The organism is Thermomonospora echinospora, from assembly GCF_900108175.1.
In the GTDB taxonomy this organism is placed as follows: domain Bacteria; phylum Actinomycetota; class Actinomycetes; order Streptosporangiales; family Streptosporangiaceae; genus Thermomonospora; species Thermomonospora echinospora.
The window spans coordinates 384,975-401,826 of sequence record NZ_FNVO01000002.1 but is presented as its reverse complement, the minus strand read 5'-3'; the positions used below and the strand labels follow the sequence as shown (position 1 = coordinate 401,826).

The 16,852-nt window shown below is 72.2% G+C and carries 16 protein-coding genes; 5 read left to right on the top strand and 11 right to left on the bottom strand.

Features of this window, described 5'->3' with window-relative positions; genetic code table 11:
* The first annotated feature begins 11 nt into the window (after nucleotides 1–11).
* Together C4U03_RS06045 and C4U03_RS06040 are read left to right on the top strand one after the other, a co-directional pair.
* Nucleotides 12–1,052 (top strand): hypothetical protein, encoded by a 1,041-nt coding sequence (locus C4U03_RS06045; RefSeq protein WP_103936633.1) that lies wholly within the window; start codon nucleotides 12–14, stop codon nucleotides 1,050–1,052.
* Between the two features lie 556 nt (nucleotides 1,053–1,608).
* Nucleotides 1,609–2,385: a hypothetical protein gene (locus tag C4U03_RS06040; protein ID WP_103936632.1), complete on the top strand. Its 777-nt coding sequence runs from the start codon at nucleotides 1,609–1,611 to the stop codon at nucleotides 2,383–2,385.
* A 146-nt stretch (nucleotides 2,386–2,531) separates the two neighbouring features.
* On the opposite strand, the gene C4U03_RS06035 is transcribed toward C4U03_RS06040, so the two are convergent.
* The 4 genes from C4U03_RS06035 to C4U03_RS06020 form a co-directional block, all read right to left on the bottom strand.
* The gene (locus tag C4U03_RS06035; RefSeq protein WP_103936631.1) at nucleotides 2,532–3,752 is read right to left on the bottom strand and encodes a trans-sulfuration enzyme family protein; all 1,221 of its coding nucleotides are present in this window, start codon (nucleotides 3,750–3,752) and stop codon (nucleotides 2,532–2,534) included.
* Nucleotides 3,753–3,957: 205 nt separating this feature from the next.
* Complete coding sequence (locus C4U03_RS06030) at nucleotides 3,958–5,115, bottom strand: DUF5925 domain-containing protein (protein WP_327372385.1); 1,158 nt, start codon at nucleotides 5,113–5,115, stop codon at nucleotides 3,958–3,960.
* A gap of 67 nt (nucleotides 5,116–5,182) precedes the next feature.
* A complete protein-coding gene (locus C4U03_RS06025; protein ID WP_103936630.1) occupies nucleotides 5,183–5,932 on the bottom strand; it encodes a lysophospholipid acyltransferase family protein in 750 nt (249 codons plus the stop codon).
* A 64-nt stretch (nucleotides 5,933–5,996) separates the two neighbouring features.
* Nucleotides 5,997–6,674, bottom strand: coding sequence for a uracil-DNA glycosylase (locus tag C4U03_RS06020; protein WP_103936629.1), 678 nt, complete (start codon nucleotides 6,672–6,674; stop codon nucleotides 5,997–5,999).
* A gap of 238 nt (nucleotides 6,675–6,912) precedes the next feature.
* On the opposite strand from C4U03_RS06020, the gene C4U03_RS06015 reads away from it, so the two are divergent.
* The gene (locus tag C4U03_RS06015; RefSeq protein WP_103936628.1) at nucleotides 6,913–8,361 is read left to right on the top strand and encodes a WS/DGAT/MGAT family O-acyltransferase; all 1,449 of its coding nucleotides are present in this window, start codon (nucleotides 6,913–6,915) and stop codon (nucleotides 8,359–8,361) included.
* A gap of 40 nt (nucleotides 8,362–8,401) precedes the next feature.
* On the opposite strand, the gene C4U03_RS06010 is transcribed toward C4U03_RS06015, so the two are convergent.
* The 4 genes from C4U03_RS06010 to ddaH form a co-directional block, all read right to left on the bottom strand.
* Nucleotides 8,402–9,460: a transcriptional regulator gene (locus C4U03_RS06010; protein ID WP_103936627.1), complete on the bottom strand. Its 1,059-nt coding sequence runs from the start codon at nucleotides 9,458–9,460 to the stop codon at nucleotides 8,402–8,404.
* Between the two features lie 15 nt (nucleotides 9,461–9,475).
* Nucleotides 9,476–11,668 carry a cytochrome c oxidase assembly protein gene (locus C4U03_RS06005; RefSeq protein ID WP_146087267.1) on the bottom strand — a complete coding sequence of 731 codons (2,193 nt, stop codon included), beginning with the start codon at nucleotides 11,666–11,668 and terminating at the stop codon, nucleotides 9,476–9,478.
* Nucleotides 11,669–11,786: 118 nt separating this feature from the next.
* Nucleotides 11,787–13,193 (bottom strand): dihydrolipoyl dehydrogenase, encoded by a 1,407-nt coding sequence (gene lpdA / locus C4U03_RS06000; RefSeq protein WP_103936625.1) that lies wholly within the window; start codon nucleotides 13,191–13,193, stop codon nucleotides 11,787–11,789.
* Nucleotides 13,194–13,260: 67 nt separating this feature from the next.
* The gene (ddaH, locus tag C4U03_RS05995) at nucleotides 13,261–14,169 is read right to left on the bottom strand and encodes a dimethylargininase (RefSeq protein ID WP_407701407.1); all 909 of its coding nucleotides are present in this window, start codon (nucleotides 14,167–14,169) and stop codon (nucleotides 13,261–13,263) included.
* Between the two features lie 325 nt (nucleotides 14,170–14,494).
* Between ddaH and C4U03_RS05990 the strand changes: the two genes are divergently transcribed.
* Nucleotides 14,495–14,863 (top strand): hypothetical protein, encoded by a 369-nt coding sequence (locus C4U03_RS05990; protein ID WP_103936624.1) that lies wholly within the window; start codon nucleotides 14,495–14,497, stop codon nucleotides 14,861–14,863.
* A gap of 117 nt (nucleotides 14,864–14,980) precedes the next feature.
* Nucleotides 14,981–15,421, top strand: coding sequence for a universal stress protein (locus tag C4U03_RS05985; protein ID WP_103936623.1), 441 nt, complete (start codon nucleotides 14,981–14,983; stop codon nucleotides 15,419–15,421).
* Between the two features lie 28 nt (nucleotides 15,422–15,449).
* Here the strand turns inward: C4U03_RS05985 and C4U03_RS05980 are convergent, their stop codons facing one another.
* The 3 genes from C4U03_RS05980 to C4U03_RS05970 are packed head-to-tail and all read right to left on the bottom strand — an operon-like array spanning nucleotide 15,450 to nucleotide 16,820.
* Complete coding sequence (locus C4U03_RS05980; RefSeq protein WP_103936960.1) at nucleotides 15,450–16,010, bottom strand: GTP-binding protein; 561 nt, start codon at nucleotides 16,008–16,010, stop codon at nucleotides 15,450–15,452.
* Nucleotides 16,011–16,023: 13 nt separating this feature from the next.
* Entirely contained in the window at nucleotides 16,024–16,410 is a 387-nt protein-coding gene (locus C4U03_RS05975; RefSeq protein WP_103936622.1) for a DUF742 domain-containing protein, read from the bottom strand.
* A complete protein-coding gene (locus C4U03_RS05970) occupies nucleotides 16,407–16,820 on the bottom strand; it encodes a roadblock/LC7 domain-containing protein (protein WP_200827075.1) in 414 nt (137 codons plus the stop codon). Before C4U03_RS05970 ends, C4U03_RS05975 begins: the two co-directional genes overlap by 4 nt.
* Nucleotides 16,821–16,852 lie beyond the last annotated feature (32 nt).

The following is a 16,852-nucleotide window of genomic DNA, read 5'->3' as shown; positions in this document are numbered from 1 at the left end:
GAGTGCTTGAAGTGACAGCCAAGACCGGTAAGGACGTCACCGAGGACGCCGAGACCACCGAGGTCGCCGAGGCCGCCGTGGAAGAGTCCGAGGCTCCCCGCGCCGAGTCCCGTCCGGCGCGCAAGAAGGTCCGCCGGGTACGGGTCATCGAGGTCATCGACGACGGCGAGGACGACGACGACCTGAGCGATGTGCTGGAGGCGCTCGACCAGGAGGAGCCCGACCCGCCGGCCCCGGGCAAGGGAGGGCCGGCCAAGAGGGTGTCGGCCGAGGCGGCTTCGGCCAAGGCTGCGCCCGAGCCCGGACCGGCGGAGGCCGAGGCCGAGACCGAGGAGGCGGCGGGGGAGATCCAGGAGACGGCAGAGGAGGAGGCCGAGGCCGAAGCGGCCGAGCCCAAACCGGCCAAGGCGAAGCCCAAGCCGGCCAAGGCGAAGCCCAAGCCGAGGCGGGTGAAGGCCGCTTCCGCCCCGGTGCCCCTGCGCGACGGTTCTCTCATCCTCAAGGTCGTCGCGGTGGTGCTCGTCGCTGGGCTGGCCACGAGCACCCTTCTGCTGTGGAAGTCCTGGCGAACGCTGGCGCAGAAGGAGGACGCCCGGCGTGAGGTGACCAAGATGGTCACCGACTACGGCAACGTGGTGCTCAGCTACGACCGCACCGACTTGCAGGGCTCGGTGGCGCGCGCACAGTCGTACCTGACCGGCGACGCCCTCACCAAGTCCAAGCAGACCAACGTCGCCCAGTTGCAGAAGAGCATGGACGAGGGCGAGTTCACCCTGGTCTCCAAGACCAGCCAGGTCTACGTGGCCAGTGCCGACGGCAGGTTCGCCAGCGCCGTCCTGGTCTTCGACATCAGTGTGAAGAGCCCGACCGGCACCCAGGACGTCACCCGCAACTACCTGAGCCTGAGCCTGGTCCGCCAGGACGGCACGTGGAAGATCAGCCAGCAGAAGCCCGCCGGCCGCGAGTCCGACGACAACGCCGGCGCCGTTCCCGACCTGAACGGCCAGCAGACCCCCAAGACCCCCGAGAAGTCCGCCAAGCCCAAGGACTGACCGCCTCCCGAGGTACGCCCCGCCCGGCGGTAAGGCCGTGGAGCGAGGCTCTCCGTTCCGGGAGCCCTGTCAACTCCTTCAACACAATGTGAACTTGTGCCCCCTATTCGGGATATGCGCCGACCATCAGGTGTGATGCCGGACAGGGCGGGCACGAGGATCATGCCGCGCCAGTCGTGGTCTCTCAGTAGAGGCACAGGGCACTGCAAGGCGGCCGTCGGGAAGCGCACATCGCCCGGCGGCCGCACCCGTCACTCGGCCCCGCCGTCTTGGCGAAGGCGTGGGCGAGCCGGGCCTCGCGCGGGTCGTGCCGGGCGCGCAGCCGCTGCTTCTCGCGCGGCCGTACCTTAATCGCCGGACTCCTTCTTACGCCCGTGGCCGTGTACGCCGGGCGGGTACGGCCGTTCTCGGAGTACTCGACGCTCTGGGGTCAGCGGGATGCCGGGCGCCGGGAGAGCTTGATCTCGGGTCGGGTGCTGTTCATGACCCTCCTCACGCGACTAAGGTAAGCCTTACTTAGGTGAGCCTAACTTAACTTGCGTTCGAGGGAGATCCGGTGAGACGAGCGACCGCGGCAGAACGGGCACGCACGCTGGCGTACGGGATCGCGGGCGGCGTGATCGTACCGGCCGGGCAGGAGCAGGACACGGCCGTCGGCCCACCGGCGCCCGTGGCGGCCCATGTCACCGGCCCGGCCGGACGTCCGCTGCTGCTGGTGCCGGCCGCCTCACCGGTCGCGGCGGCCCTGCGAGACGAGCCCGACCTGCCCGCCACCCTGCGGATCTGCGACGTCGCCCCGGTCCCGCTGGCCGACCGGCTGCGCGGGCGGGCCTGGCTGCACGGCCGGCTCACCGCCCTGGACGACCGGGAGGAGGCCGAGGACGCCGCGCTGCGGCTGTGGCATCTGCACTCCCGCCCCGAGGCGCTGGAGATCCGCGACGCCCGTGGCGGGGCGTGGACGGTGCTCGCGCTGGAGGTCGCCGAGGTCGAGGTCTCCGATGCTTGGGGGCACGCGGTGGTGGAGCCGGAGGAGTACCGGGCGGCCCTCCCAGACCCCTTCGTGGTCATCGAGCACGGCATGCTGACCCATCTGGACCGCTGCCACCGGGCCGAACTGGCCTGGCTGTTCCAGGAACGGTTCGGCCCCATCGACGGCGAGCCGGTCGTCCGCCCGCTGGCGCTGGACCGCCACGGGCTGTGGCTGCGCTGTCTCCTGCGCGACGCGGACGGCTTCGAGAGCTTCGACCTGTACGTGGAGTTCCCGGCCCCGGTCAGGGATCTCCACGGTCTGCGCCGTGTCTGCCGCCGCCTGCTGGCCCCCGCCGCTCAGTAGCGTCCGTAATGCCCCGGATGTTCTCCCTGTCGGTGCCGGGTGATGCTTGAGCCTGGTCGAGGCCGCGTGGCGGGGAACGCAGCCCCAGGACCAGGGCCGGCGGCCCGGCGTCGCCACGACGGGGGATGCGCACCGGGCCGCCCGGCTCACTCGCGGTGGTCCGCCGCCAGGGCCTGCTCCAGGTCGTTCCAGAGATCGTCGGGATGCTCGATGCCAACGGCCAGCCGGACGGTGCCCTCGCCGATCCCGGCGGCCGCCAGCGCCTGCGCGTCCAGCCCCCGGTGCGAGGTGCTGGCCGGATGCAGCACCAGCGTCTTGGTCCCGCCCAGCGACGCGGCCATCGCCACCAGCCGCAGGCTCTCGGTGAACCGGCGCCCGGCCTCGCGCCCGCCGACCAGGTCGATCGACAGCACCCCGCCGAAACCGCCGTCCAGCAGCCGCCGCGCGATCGCGTGCTGCGGGTGCGACGGCAGCCCCGGGTAGTACACCCGCTCCACCGCCGGGTGCTCGGCCAGCCGCCGGGCCAGGAACAGTGCGTTCTCGCACTGCCGGGCCACCCGCAGCGGCAGGGTGGCCAGGCCCCGCACCGCCAGTGAGGCGGTCGTCGGATCGGTGCTGCCCCCCAGCTCGGTGGCGTGCGACCAGATCCGGTGGTGCACGGCGGGATCGGCGCAGACCACCACCCCGGCCAGCAGGTCGGAGTGCCCGCCGATGTACTTGGTGGCCGAGTGGAGCACGATGTCGACGCCGTGCTCCAGCGGTCGGCACAGCATCGGGGTCGCGAACGTGTTGTCCACCACCGTCAGCACCCCCGCCTCCCGGGCCACTGAGGCCAGCGCGGGCAGGTCCACGACCTGCGTGGTGGGGTTGGTGATGGTCTCCAGGTACAGCAGCCGGGTGTTGGGGCGCAGCGCGGCGCGCACCTCGTCCGGGTCGTCACCGGACACGTGGGTCAACTCGACGCCCCACCGCTCGGCCAGGTCGTGCAGCAGCACGTAGGTGCCGCCGTACAGCGAGCGCTGCGCGATGACGTGGTCGCCGGACCGCAGCAGCGTCATGAGCACGGTGTTGACCGCCCCCATGCCCGACCCGGTGGCCAGCGCGTCGGCGCCGCCCTCCAGATCGCTGACGGCCTTCTCGAAGGAGCGGACCGTCGGGTTGCCCTGCCGGCTGTAGAAGAACGCGCTGTGCCCGTCCCCGCCGTCGACCGTCCGGGCGGGGCCCTCGAAGGCCGCCGCCATCGTCTTGGCATCCTCGAACGAGAACAGATGCCCCTGGTAGATGGGGGTCGTCAGCGGTGTGCTGTCCACCGGCCGGATCACGGGCGGATGCACAGCACGGGTCTGGGGATGCAGGTTGTCGTCCATACCCCCCAGGTTGCGGGCATCGCCCCGCCCGTGACAGGTCCAATCACCGCCATTGGCCTGTTCCCATCGTCGGCGCCGCGGGGAACGGCCGGATCCCGGACGTGAGAATGGACACACCACCGGCCTGTGGGCGGCCGGGGCCGCCGGGCCCCGATGAGGGACCCGGCGGCCTCGGCAACGGCTCCGTGCTGCCGGTCTAGCCGGTCTACAGGTAGAAGCCGGTTGCGGAGCCGGCGCTCTCGTCGATGGCGGTGGCCGGGCTCTCGCCCTTGCGCAGGGCCACCAGCTCGGCCAGCGTCGCCCCGTCCGGCCCGACGGCGCCCGGGTCGGCGTCCTCGCCCAGCCACCGCACCGCCTCGGCGTGCGACAGCGGCCCGACCTCGATCTGCGCCAGGCAGCGGCCCGGCCGGATCACCGCTGGGTGCAGCCGGGCCAGGTCCTCGTTGGTGGTGATGGCCACCAGCACGTCCCGGCCCTGGCCGAGCATCCCGTCGGTCAGATTGAGCAGCCGCGACAGGCCCTGGCCGGTGGACTGCTTGGCCTCGCCGCGGATCAACTCGTCGCAGTCCTCCAGGATGAGCAGCCGCCAGCGCCGCCCGGCCTCGTCGTCGTCATCGGTGCCGACCGCCACCTGCATCAGATAGCCGGGGTCGCCGAACAGCACCTCCGGGTCCAGCACGCAGTCGGCCTGGCACCAGCCCGCCCAACTGCGGGCCAGCGCCCGCAGCGCGGTGGTCTTGCCGGTGCCGGGCGGGCCGTGCAGCAGCAGGAGCCGTCCGGACACCCGGTCGCGGTCCAGCGTCATGACCCGGTCCAGGGCCTCGGCGACGGGCGCGGTGTAGTTGCCGCGGATGTCCGCCCAGGTGTCGGCGGAGATGATCCGCTCGCGGCGGCTCGGGCCGTGCCTGGCCATGTGCCAGAAGCCCATCTCCACCTGGGTCTCGTCGGCGACCGGCGGCTCGGTGGCCTCCCGCACCGCCTCGGCCAGCACCTCCTCGGCCAGTTCCCGGCTGGTGGCCGACACCGCCACGTAGGCGTTGCCGCCCTCCCATCGGTTGGCCAGCAGCGTCCAGCCGTCGCCCTCGGCCAGCACCGAGTGCTTGCCGTCCTCGTCGGCCGTCCGCAGCACCCGGCAGTCGGCCGGGCGCAGCGGGGCGTCGGCCCTGACGTGCTCCAGCCGGGTCGACCTCGACCAGGGCTGCTCGCCGTTGGCGAACGGCCGCAGCGACAGCACGTCCATCACGTCGGCCGGGGAGTTGTTGTCGTTCAGGTTGAGAACGACCGACATCGCCAGATCGGGCTCGGTGGCGGGAACCTCAACGAGGTGCAGTATCTCCTTTGGCCTCTCCTGCGACATCGACATGCCTCCGATGATCAGGCGTCCGCCGCCGGGACGTCCAGCCAATTACGCCCCGTGCGCCTCATCGGGGTCACCGGGCCGCGCGGTCCTCCGCCTCGGCCTTGTCCATCGCGGCCGCCTCCTCGGGGGTCGGCGCGGTGCCGCCCAGATAGGCCGGCTGCCACCACTCCTCACCGGGCCTGGGCAGCTCCGGGTACTCGCGCTGGGCGCGTTCGACCAGCCGCGACATGCGGGTGTGCAGCTCGTCCACCACGGGGGTGAAGTCGCGCACGCGGGTGGGGTGCATGGGCTCGCCGACCAGGATGGTGATCGGTACGTGCCGCTGCCTGAGGTTGCGCGGCCGGCCCTTGGTCCACAGCCGCTGGGTGCCCCACAGCGCCATCGGGATCATCGGCACCTTGGCGGAGGCGGCCATCCGCACCGCGCCGCCCTTGATGTCCTTGACGGTGAAGGAACGGCTGATGGTCGCCTCGGCGAACACCCCGAGCACCTCGCCGCCCTTGAGCGCGTTGAGGGCGTCCCGGTAGGCGGCGGCGCCCGCCTGCCGGTCCACCGGGATGTGCTTCATGCCGCGCATCAGCGGGCCGGAGATCCGGTGGTCGAAGACCTCCTTCTTGGCCATGAAGCGCACCAGCCGCCGGGCCGGCTGCGCGGCCAGCCCGGCGAAGATGAAGTCCAGGTAGCTGATGTGGTTGCTGACGAGAACCGCGCCTCCGGTGCGCGGGATGTTGTGCGCTCCCTCGACTGTGCAACGCAGGTCCAGGGCTCGGAACATGGCCTTCGCCGCCGCGATGACCGGGGGATACACGATCTCCGTCATACGAGAAACCTATGGGGTCGGTGACCACTCACAAAACGTGCGCGCGGTCACAGCCGTCTTTCGCTCAGGGAAGCTTCCAGTCGATGGGCTGTCCGCCCTGCCGCTCCAGGAGCTGGTTGGCGCGGCTGAACGGGCGGGAGCCGAAGAACCCGCGGTCGGCCGACATCGGGCTGGGATGCGCCGACTCGATGCACGGGACACCGCCCAGCAGCGGCTTGAGGTTGCGGGCGTCACGGCCCCACAGGATCGCCACCAGCGGCCCGCCGCGCGCCGCCAGCGCCCGGATCGCCTGTTCGGTGACCTCCTCCCAGCCCTTGCCGCGGTGCGCGGCGGGCCTGCCCGGTGCCACGGTCAGCGCCCTGTTCAGCAGCAGCACGCCCTGCTCGGTCCACGGGGTCAGGTCACCGCTGCTCGGCTCGGGATGGCCGAGGTCGGCGCGGTACTCCCGGAAGATGTTGAGCAGGCTGCCCGGTTGTGGGCGCACGTCCGGCGCCACCGAGAAGCTCAGCCCGACCGGATGCCCCGGGGTGGGGTAGGGGTCCTGCCCCACGATCAGCGCCCGCACGTCGGCGAACGGCTGCTTGAAGGCCCGCAGGATGTGCTCGCCGGCGGGCAGGTAGCGCCGCCCGGCGGCCACCTCGGCCCGCAGGAAGTCCCCCATCGCCGCGATGCGTCCGGCCACCGGTTCCAGCGCGCTCGCCCACCCGGGGTCGACGATCTCCGAGAGCGGTCGTCCCGTCATGTCCGGTAACCCTAATGCCGCGATCATGCCCCCGCAGCCCGATCGGCCGGACCGCCCCTGGCAGGCCGGGCGGGGCGGCCCGGGGCGACGCGATTATCGTGTGACGTTCGATCACGCTAGGTATTCGTACAGGTACGTTAAGCCCGAGTTACTTCCTGTCCGTCTCCGTTGACCTACCGTCCGGTACCACGTAGCCCAGAGAGATAGCGCCTGGCACCGAGGACTGTGGGGATCTACGATGCGCCAGTTGACAGCGGTGGACGCCGCCTTCCTGAACGTCGAGACCAGCACCATGCACACCCATATCGCGGGACTGGGGATCCTCGATCCGGCCACCTGCCCGGGCGGCCGCCTCACCGCCGAGGACATCGCCGAGCTGGTCCGCGAGCGCGCCCACCTGGCCACCCGTCCGCTGCGGATGCGGCTGGCCGCGGTGCCGCTGGGCATCGACCGGCCGTACTGGGAGGACGACCCGGACTTCGATCCGTCCCGGCACGTGTTCGAGGTCGGCCTGCCCGCCCCCGGCAACGCCGCCCAGCTCGCCGACGTCGTCGCGATGCTGCACGAGCGGCCGTTGGACCGTTCCCGCCCGCTGTGGGAGGTGGTGGTCATCCAGGGCTTGGAGGGCGGCCGCACCGGGGTCTACCTCAAGGTCCACCACGCGGCGATCGACGGCGTGCTGGCCACCGAGACCCTCGCCGCCCTGCTCGACCTGTCCCCGGAGCCGCGCGAGCTGCCGCCGGACGACACCGAGCCGCAACTGGCGCCCGCCATGGCCGAGCGGCTGCGGACCGGGCTGCTGCGGGCGGCCACCCATCCGGTCCGCAGCGCCCGCATGCTGGCGCGCACCGCCCCCTACCTGGACGAGATCCCCGGGGTGGGGCAGCTGCCGGGGATGCAGTCGGTGGCCCGGGCGATCCAGGGCGCGCTGGGCCGGGAGAACGCCGCCCCGCTGCCCCGCGCCGTCGCCCCGGCCACCCCGTTCAACGGGACGATCAGCGCCCGCCGGGCGGTGGCGTTCGGCGAGCTGCCGCTGGAGGAGGTCAAGCGCGTACGGCGGGCGCTGGGCGGCAGCGTCAACGACGTGGTGATGGCGCTGGTCGCCGCGGCGCTGCACCGCTGGCTGGACAAGCGCGGCGAGCTGCCCGAGCAGCCGCTGGTGGCGGCCGTGCCGGTATCGCTGCGCAGGGGCCCGGCCGGTGGGGCGGAAGGCGGCAACCAGGTGTCGGTGATGGTGGCGCCGATCGCCACCCACCTGGACGACCCGGCCGAACGCTTCGCGGCCATCCGCAGCGACCTGGCGGCGGCCAAACGCCGGTTCGCCCGGTCGTCGGGCGGCTGGCTGGAGGGCATCAGCGAGTTGCTCCCGACCCCGCTGGTCGGCCCGCTGCTGCGGCTGGCCCTGCAGGCCAGACCGGGCGAGTACCTGCGCGCGGTCAACCTGATGGTCTCCAACGTGCCCGGCCCGGACTTCCCGCTCTACCTGCGCGGCGCCCGGGTGCTCGGCTACTTCCCGATCTCGGTCGTCGGCGACCTGACCGGCGGGCTGAACGTGACCGTCCTGTCCTACGACGGCAAGCTCGACATCGGCATCGTCACCTGCCGCGCCATGATCCCTGACCCCTGGGAGCTCATCGACTATCTCGACGACGCCCTCGACGAGCTCAAGGGCCTGACCGAGGACTGAACGACACTCCCACCGGGCGGCACGTTCGCCGGGCTGGGCGTCAGTCGAGTAGCGCGTTCCGGTGTCGCCAAGCCAGTTCCAGTGCGGCGGCGCCGGCCGGCTGCATGGGCCGCGGTGTCCGTCCGTCGAACGGGGCCATCGTCACCCGGCCCTCCGTGTTGACCCGTACCAGCCCGCCGAACAGGTCCTCGAACACCTCGTCGTCGATGACGACGGCCGTCAGCACGTCCACCGCCAGCGTCAGCGGATCGGTGCCGAGCCCCAGGCAGTGGACCCGTACCGTCCCGGCCCGGCGCGCCGCCTCCAGCCGCCGGAAGAACGGCCAGTCCTCGTACGAGAACCCGGGGCCGTACTCCTCGCCGGTCCCCAGGAACTCCTCGCTGAACTCCCGCGCCATGCAGCGCCACAGATTCAGGTCGTCCGCGTGATCGCCGGTGACCGGCTGGAACACCCCGACCGGCATCACCTGGTGGAGTCCTCCCGCGTGGACGACCTTCGCCGGGTCCCGCCAGTGCAGCACGAAGTCACGCGCCCGGCGCCGGATGGTCACGGTGGTGATGGCGGGCAGCGCCGCCCGCCGTGCCAGCTCGCACGGGTCCCCGACCAGCGTCCGCAGCGGCAGCCCCTCGGCCTCCGCCGCGAGTTCGTGCGCGACCGCCTCCCCGACGTCCACGCCCTCGAAGTAGCACGCCCCCGCCAACCTCAGCATCGGCCCGCCCGCTCGAAGGTCACCGTGGCTGTCGCGGGCCGTGCCGTGACCGGTGAGGTCGGCCGCCAGCAGCCGGTAGCTGGGACGGTTCTCGAACACGGCCGGGGCCGCCAGCGCGCCCATGGCCTCGCTGTAGGTGCGGTAGCCGTCGGGCAGCACCGCCTCGGCGCCCGTCACCGCCGGGGGTGTCGGGTCCTCGTCCCAGAGCAGCCGTACCGACTCCAGGGGAAGGGGGTCGGCGGGGATCCACTCCGGTCGGCACAACAACGCAGTGGAGCCGACCCTGGGCGCTCCCGGGTAGAGCTTGTCGGCCGCGTCCCCTAGTTCAGCCCGCCGCCGGTTGAGCCGCGTCCGCTCTTGGCGCCACCGCCGCTCCTCAGCCGTCACCATCCACCTGGCCCTTTCTCAACGCCGCCGCCGAACCTCACCGTCCACGTCGGTCCTCTGCGCGGTAAAGGTTCTCATCCCGGATCCCTGAGGAAGCGGAGCCCTCCGGGCGAGGAACGGGAGCGTCACGGTGGCCAGACCACCGATCACCCATATGAGCAGGCCGGCGGTCCGCTGGTCCTGCTCGGGCAGGGGTCCCCAGGTGCGGGCGAGGGCCTCGTACCAGTCCCCGGCGATCACACTTGCGGCCGTCATGAACGCGTACCCGAAGACCAAATGGAAGGGGGCCAGGGCGAGCGGCAGCCACCGTGCGCCACCGTGGACGGCCCGCATGAAGAGCATCCCGGTCGCCAGGAACACCACCATGGCGAGCGAGTGCAGCGGATAGTTGCGCAGCGACGCCTCGAACAGCGGCGACGCGTAGAAGCCGTACAGGACGAGGACCGCCGCCGTCAGCGCCGCCACCGGGTGCGCGGACAGCCGTGCCGCACGGCTCTCCAGCACGGAGACCAGCAGGTCCCGGGGCGTCCGGCCCACCGCTTCGGACCCGGAGCCGGGATGCAGCGACCGCAGGGCGAGGTCGGCCGGAGCCGCCAGCAGCAGCGGGACGGGAGCGACCAGCGTCAGCACCAGATGCTGCACCACATGGTTGCTGAACAGCACCATGCTGTAGCGGGCGAGCCCGCCACAGGTCGCCACCAGCACGATCAGCAACCCGCCGTACCAGGCCAGCGTCCGCCGGACAGGCCAGCGGACGCCGGCCCGGCGCAACCGGAGCACCCCGGCCAGGTACAGCCCGGCCCCCGCCGCGACCAGCGTGCAGAACAGCGGGTCGAGCAGCCGGCCGAACGCGTACGCCGCCACACCGGCCGGCCCGGGGGCCTCGAAGCCCAGCAGGACCCCGGCCGGATCGGTCGGCCCGGTGTCCTCGGCGGGCGGCGGCGTCCGCGACAGCGCCGTGGCCAGCGCCATCGCGGCGGCCATCACGACCACCTCGGCCGCCGCGAGCCGGACGAAGACCCGCCCGCGCCCACGCGTCCGCAACGCGGGCAGACTCGCCCGCCGGTGCCGCCACCCCAGCAGGCCCAGGCAGCCCAGCGCCGCCACCTTGGCCAGCACCAGCAGCCCGTACCGGCTGCCGAGCACCGCGCCGGCCCCGCCGAGCTGGAGCCAGGCGTTCACCAGCCCGCTGGCGGCCACGGCGGCGAAGCAGACCCCGGCCAGCGCGCTGTAACGCGGAACGATCACCGCGAGCAGCGGTCCGGCGGGCCGGGCCAGCGCCGTCAGCACCAGCAGCCCGCCGACCCACACCGCGGCCGCCGTCACGTGCACGGCGAGGCTGAACACCGCGAGCCAATGGTCGTCCGAGGACGCCGAGTGCCCCGTGACCACCTGCGGCAGCAGCCCGGCCAGCGCGACCAGCAGCAGCCCCCCGGCCCCGCCCGCACTGCGGGGCCGGGACGCGCACACCGCCGGCACCCCGGCCAGCACCACGATCACCACCAGCGCCCGGCCCCGGGTCAGGTCCGTGAGATAGCTCAGCAGATCCGCGTCGGTGACCTGCGACACCGGCTTGCCCAGCAGGTACGACACCGACAGCACGGTGGTGACCAGCGTTGCGGCCACCCAGATCCCCGCGCTCACCCGCACCGAACGCAGACAGCGCCGGGCGAGCGGCGGCAGGCCGCCGTCCGGTCCGGCCAGCAGCACCGCCCCCGCCAGCAGCAGGCCCACGGTGACCGTCCCCGCCGCGGTCATCACCAGCTCGGAGACCGGTAGCCCGCCCCGGGTCAGCCCGCCCGACCCGTCCAGCCAGGGGACGGACGACGTCAGCGCGCCGCCGAAGTACAGGGCGGCGGCCAGCGCGCACAGCGCCACCGCACCCGAGAGCACCCCCAGATACAGCAGCCCCCGCGCCCCGTCCCAGGGCGCGGGGGCCTCCGCCGGAGCGGCACCGGCCTCCGCACGGCCGGCGCCGTCACCCTCGGCACAGCCCGCCGCGGGACCACCCACGACGCTCCTGGCTACCGCACGGCCGCCCGTCGTACCACCGGCCGTCGTGTCCTCGGCGGTCGTGCGGCCGGCGTTCGTGCCGGTGGCCGCCGGGCGGCGGATCGTCGCGGGGCCGGCCATCGCATGGCCGGGCGGCGCGCCGTCGCCCGGTGTGGCGCCGTCGGGCGTTGTGCCGTCGGGCATGAGTGGGTCCTGCACGCTCGTGCACCTCCCGGCTCAGCGATCGCACACTCGTCCGCAGGTGGTACGGGTGCGATCCGCGCCGGGGTTCGAAGCACGGGCGTGCGGGGACGGACGCCGCGGGGGACGCGCCGGACTAGAAGTTGATCATGTGGCCGGCCAGGCCGTGGACCGCCTCCTTGACCGCCTCGCTCAGGGTCGGGTGGGCGTGCACGTTGCGGGCCACCTCGTGCACGGTCAGGTCCCACTGCTGGGCCAGCGTCAGCTCCGGCAGCAGCTCGGTGACGTCCGGGCCGATCATGTGGGCGCCCAGCAGCTCGCCGTACCGGGCGTCGCTGATGATCTTGACGAAGCCGTTGGGGTCGCCCAGGCCGTGCGCCTTGCCGTTGGCGGTGAACGGGAACTTGGCCACCTTGACGTCGAAGCCCTCCTCGCGGGCCTGCGCCTCGGTGTAGCCGAAGCTGGCGACCTGCGGCTGGCAGTACGTGGCCCGGGGGATCATCACGTAGTCCAGTTCCATCGTCTCGGCGTCGGCGATGGTCTCGGCCGCGATGATGCCCATCGCCTCGGCGGCGTGCGCCAGCATCAGCTTGGCGGTCACGTCGCCGATCGCGAAGATGTGCGGCACGCTGGTGCGGCAGCGGCCGTCCACGTCGATGGCGCCGCGCTCGGTCAGCGCGACCCCGGTCTTCTCCAGGCCGTAGCCCTCGACGTTCGGCGCGAACCCGATGGCCTGCAGGACCTTGTCGGCCTCCAGCGTCTGCTGCGAGCCGTCCTTGCCGGTCACGGTGACCTTGACCTTCTCGCCGGAGTCGTCGATGGTCTCCACCCGCGTGGAGGTGAGCACGTCGATGCCCATCTTGCGGTAGCGGCGGGCCAGTTCCTTGGACACCTCGGCGTCCTCCAGCGGCACCATCCGGTCCAGGAACTCCACGATGGTGACCTTGACGCCGTAGTTGTGCAGCACGTAGGCGAACTCGACGCCGATCGCCCCGGCCCCGGCGATGACGATGCTCTCCGGCAGCTTCTCGTCGAGGATCTGCTCCTCGTAGGTCACCACCCGTTCCGACAGGGAGGTGCCGGGCAGCAGCCGGGGGTGCGCGCCGGCGGCGATGATGCAGTGGTCGAAGGTGACGGTCTGGGTCTGGCCGCCGTCTGACGGCTGCACCTGCAGGGTGTTCGGGTCGGTGAACGTGCCCCGCCCGGTGAACTCAGTGATGCCGTTCTTCTTCATCAGGTAGTGGACGCCCTTGACCCGGCCGTCGGCCACCTGCCGGCTGCGCTGGAAGGCCGCGCCGAAGTCGAAGCGGACCTCGCCGTCGACCTCGATGCCGAACAGCTTGCGCTCGTTGGTGAAGATGTGCGCCAACTCGGCGTTGCGCAGCAGGGCCTTGGACGGGATGCAGCCCACGTTCAGGCAGACCCCACCCCAGTAACGCTCCTCGATGATCGCCGTCTTGAGCCCGAGCTGTGCCGACCGGATCGCGGCGACATATCCACCCGGGCCCGCGCCCAGGACCACGACGTCAAAGTGTGTGCTCATTCCTTGGACGATATTCGGCCTGGACGAAGCACGCATCCCGGTGGTCCGTCCAGGCCGGTCTGATGGGTCACATCCGGATCTCCAGGGTGCAGCACTTGGGGCCGCCGCCGGCCTTGCGCAGCTCCGACAGGTCCACCGGGACCGGCTCGTAGCCGCGGCGGCGCAGCGCCCCGATCAGCCCGGCGGCCTCCGCGTTGATCACCACGTGGCGGCCGTCGCAGACCGCGTTGAGGCCCAGCACGGCCGCGTCCGCCTCGTCCGCGAGGACCGCGTCCGGGAACAGCCGCTCCAGCACCGCCCGACTGCCGGGCGAGAAGGCGCCCGGGTAGTAGGCGACGTTGTGCCCGCCGAGGGGGAACAGCGCCGTGTCCAGGTGGTAGAAGCGCGGGTCCACCAGCCGCAGCGTGACCACCGGCCGGCCGAGGTGTTCCTGCGCCTCCTGGTGGGCGGCGATCTCGGTACGGAAGCCGGTGCCCGCCAGGATCACCTCCTCCAGGGTCAGGAAGTCGCCCTCGCCCTCGTTGACGTGCGCCGGCTCCAGGATCTCGGTGAAGCCGTTGCGCCGGAACCACTCGGCGTAGGCGGGGCCCTCGGCCCGCCGCTCGGGGTGGTGGAACCTCGCCCCGTACACCCGGCCGCCCACCACGAGCGCGCCGTTGGCGGCGAAGACCATGTCGGGCAGGCCCTCGATCGGCTCGATCAGCTCCACCCGGTGACCGAGCGACAGGTAGGCGGCGCGCAGAGCCTCCCACTGGGCCAACGCCAGGTCCCGGTCCGCGCCCGCCACCGGGTCCATCCAGGGATTGATGGCGTAGGTGACGGCGAAGTGCTCGGGACGGCACATGAGGAAGCGGCGGGGAAGGGCGACCCGCTCCCGTGCGGCGGTGGCGTCCGGGCCGGTCGCAACGGCCGGAGAGCCGGTCTGGGAGGACGGGCTCGTCGAGGTCGTCGGCTCCATCGCCGGCGATACGGTCATGCGGGCTCCTGATCTCGGGCCTGGTGGTTCTGCAACCGATCCCGGGCCCGGCGGCTGGGAAACCGGTCGGGCACCTGGTGGTTTCGAAACGCAAGCCTAAGAAGCCGTCCTGCCCATGCCCAAGACGTCGTTCTTGCGCGATGATGGATGTTCATTGCGTGTTGGCACAGGTGAATGAACGATTCGTTGCGCGGCGGCGGGCGATGGGGCGTTCGTCACGTCCGGCGTGTTCGCGCTGGTCCGGGGCATGCGGGAGCCGGGACTGCCACGGTCATGACATACGGTCGACAGCGAACGGTGCGGATCTGTCGAGGAGGGGGCGGGAGTGAGGATTCCCAAGCGCGTCAACGCCGCCTGGGACTGGGCGGAGAGCCATGGCCGTGTGATGGCGCTGGTCTTCCTGCTGCCGATCCTGGCGGTCGGCGCGCTGTGGTCGCCCGTCCTCGCCGCGTTCGCCCTGGGCGCCGCCGGGGGCGGCATGGTCACCTACACCCGGCTGAGCAAGCGGATCACCCGGCTGCGCGGTGAGGTGGACGACCTGCTGCGCGAGTGCGGCCGGCTCCGGCACCGCAACAACATGCTGGCCAGCGGAATCGTCCAGAACGACGTCATGGTCACCCAGAAGCTGCTGAGCATCCCCGAACTGCGGGAGTACGAGGCCGAGGACCTCGGCGACGAGCGCCGTTCCGCCTGACCACGGCGGTGCTGCGCCGTCGGCACGCTGCGGCCGTCGGCACACCGCGGCCGTGTTCCGCCGGAGCACGGCCGGGTATCGCGCCGGTGTGGGCCAAAACGATCAAGGAGGCGGCAGATGAACGCGGGACGCATCGTGGTCGGTGTGGACGGTTCGCAGCAGTCCAGGGAGGCGCTGCGCTGGGCGGCGCGGCAGGCCCGGCTGACCGGCGCGCGGCTGGAGCTGATCACCGCCTGGGACATGCCGGTCACCTTCGGCGCGCCGGTATACGAGGGTGACTACGACCTGTCGGCCGTGGCGGGGCAGACCCTCACCGAGACCACGGCGGAGGTGCTCGGCCCCGAGCCGGACGTCCCGATCACCCCGACGGTGGTCCGCGGGCATCCGGCCCAGGTGCTGGTCGAGGCGTCCAAGGGCGCCGAACTGCTGGTGATGGGCAGCCGGGGGCACGGCGGGATCGTCGGCGTGCTGCTCGGCTCCACCAGCCGCTACTGCGTCCAGCGCGCCAAGTGCCCGGTCGTGGTCCTGCCCGGGGTCGAGGCCGAGGCCGAGGAGTAACGCTCGGCCCGGCCCCGTACCGGCCGGGTCAGGAGGTGACGGCGGGGCCCACCCGCTGGTGCATGGCGTGCTGGGCCAGCTTGATCAGGACCTCCTTGGCGGAGGACCGGTCGCGGGCGTCGCACATCGTGACCGGCACCGACGGGCCCAGGCTGAGCGCTATCCGGACCTCGTCCAGGTCGTAGCGCCGCGCGCCGTCGAAGCAGTTGACCGCCACGATGAACGGGGTGCCGCGCCGCTCGAAGTAGTCCACCGAGGGGAAGCAGTCGGTGAGCCGGCGGGTGTCGGCCAGCACCACCGCGCCCAGGGCGCCCAGCGTGACGTCGTCCCACATGAACCAGAAGCGCTCCTGGCCGGGCGTGCCGAACAGGTAGAGCACCAGGTCCCGCCGGATGGTGATGCGGCCGAAGTCCATCGCCACCGTGGTGGTGCTCTTGTTCTCCACCCCCGCCAGGTCATCGACGCCCACGCCCCGGCCGGTGAGGGTCTCCTCGGTGCGCAGCGGGACGGTCTCCGAGACCGAGCTCACCATGGTGGTCTTGCCCGCCCCGAAGCCCCCGGCAATCACGATCTTGACGGCGGTGGGCATCCGCCGGACCTGCTCAGAGCGCGCGGAGTCCACTGATCACCGCCTCGTAGATCCCGATGTCGGTGACGTCGGCCTCTGGTGTCGGTTCCTGCACCGCCACATGCCCCCGTTCCAGCAGGTCGCCCAGCAGCACCCGGACGGTGACGCCGGGCAGGTTCAGATGGCCGGCGATCTCGGCCACCGACATCACCACGTCCTGGCACAGCCGCAGGATGGACAGGTGCTCGGGCCCCAGCCCGCTGTCCGGCGGTGGCGTCGGGCCGACCGTCACCACCTGGGTGATCAGGTCGAACCGGCCGTGGGCCGGGGAGATCCGGCCGCTGGTCAGTACGTACGGGCGTACGAACTGTTCGTCGTCTGCGGGGCTCCGCTCCCAGGGCGGCTGTGTCGGCGGGTTCATGAGCCCTGGGCCGCCGCCGAGCGCGCCGGGGAACTGAGGTGCTGGCCGACGCTGGCGACCAGCATGGCCATCTCGTAGGCGATCAGGCCCACGTCGGCGTCCTCGGTGGCCAGCACCGCCAGGCAGGCGCCCTTGCCGGCCACCGACACCAGCAGGAAGCCGGACTTCATCTCGATGATGGTCTGCCGCACCGAGCCGCCGCCGAAGCGCTCGCCGGCGCCGCGGGCCAGGCTCTGGATCCCGGCCGCCACCGCCGACAGGTGCTCGGCGTCGTCCTTGGGCATGTCCCGCGAGGCCGCCATCAGCAGGCCGTCGGCCGACAGCACCACCGCGTGCCGTGTATCCGTCACCCGTCTGACCAGGTCGTCCAGCAACCATGCCAGGTCAGCGGAGGAACCCGTCTTCTGCACCACTAGCCGTCCTTCTCGTTGCTCGCCGCCGG

Coding starts and splice junctions, on each gene's coding strand:
- C4U03_RS06035 (WP_103936631.1), bottom strand. CDS start 3,752: ATGGACGACAACCTGCATCCCCAGACCCGTGCTGTGCATCCGCCCGTG.
- C4U03_RS06030 (WP_327372385.1), bottom strand. CDS start 5,115: ATGTCGATGTCGCAGGAGAGGCCAAAGGAGATACTGCACCTCGTTGAG.
- C4U03_RS06025 (WP_103936630.1), bottom strand. CDS start 5,932: ATGACGGAGATCGTGTATCCCCCGGTCATCGCGGCGGCGAAGGCCATG.
- C4U03_RS06020 (WP_103936629.1), bottom strand. CDS start 6,674: ATGACGGGACGACCGCTCTCGGAGATCGTCGACCCCGGGTGGGCGAGC.
- C4U03_RS06015 (WP_103936628.1), top strand. CDS start 6,913: ATGCGCCAGTTGACAGCGGTGGACGCCGCCTTCCTGAACGTCGAGACC.
- C4U03_RS06010 (WP_103936627.1), bottom strand. CDS start 9,460: ATGGTGACGGCTGAGGAGCGGCGGTGGCGCCAAGAGCGGACGCGGCTC.
- lpdA (WP_103936625.1), bottom strand. CDS start 13,193: ATGAGCACACACTTTGACGTCGTGGTCCTGGGCGCGGGCCCGGGTGGA.
- ddaH (WP_407701407.1), bottom strand. CDS start 14,169: ATGACCGTATCGCCGGCGATGGAGCCGACGACCTCGACGAGCCCGTCC.
- C4U03_RS05985 (WP_103936623.1), top strand. CDS start 14,981: ATGAACGCGGGACGCATCGTGGTCGGTGTGGACGGTTCGCAGCAGTCC.
- C4U03_RS05980 (WP_103936960.1), bottom strand. CDS start 16,010: ATGCCCACCGCCGTCAAGATCGTGATTGCCGGGGGCTTCGGGGCGGGC.
- C4U03_RS05975 (WP_103936622.1), bottom strand. CDS start 16,410: ATGAACCCGCCGACACAGCCGCCCTGGGAGCGGAGCCCCGCAGACGAC.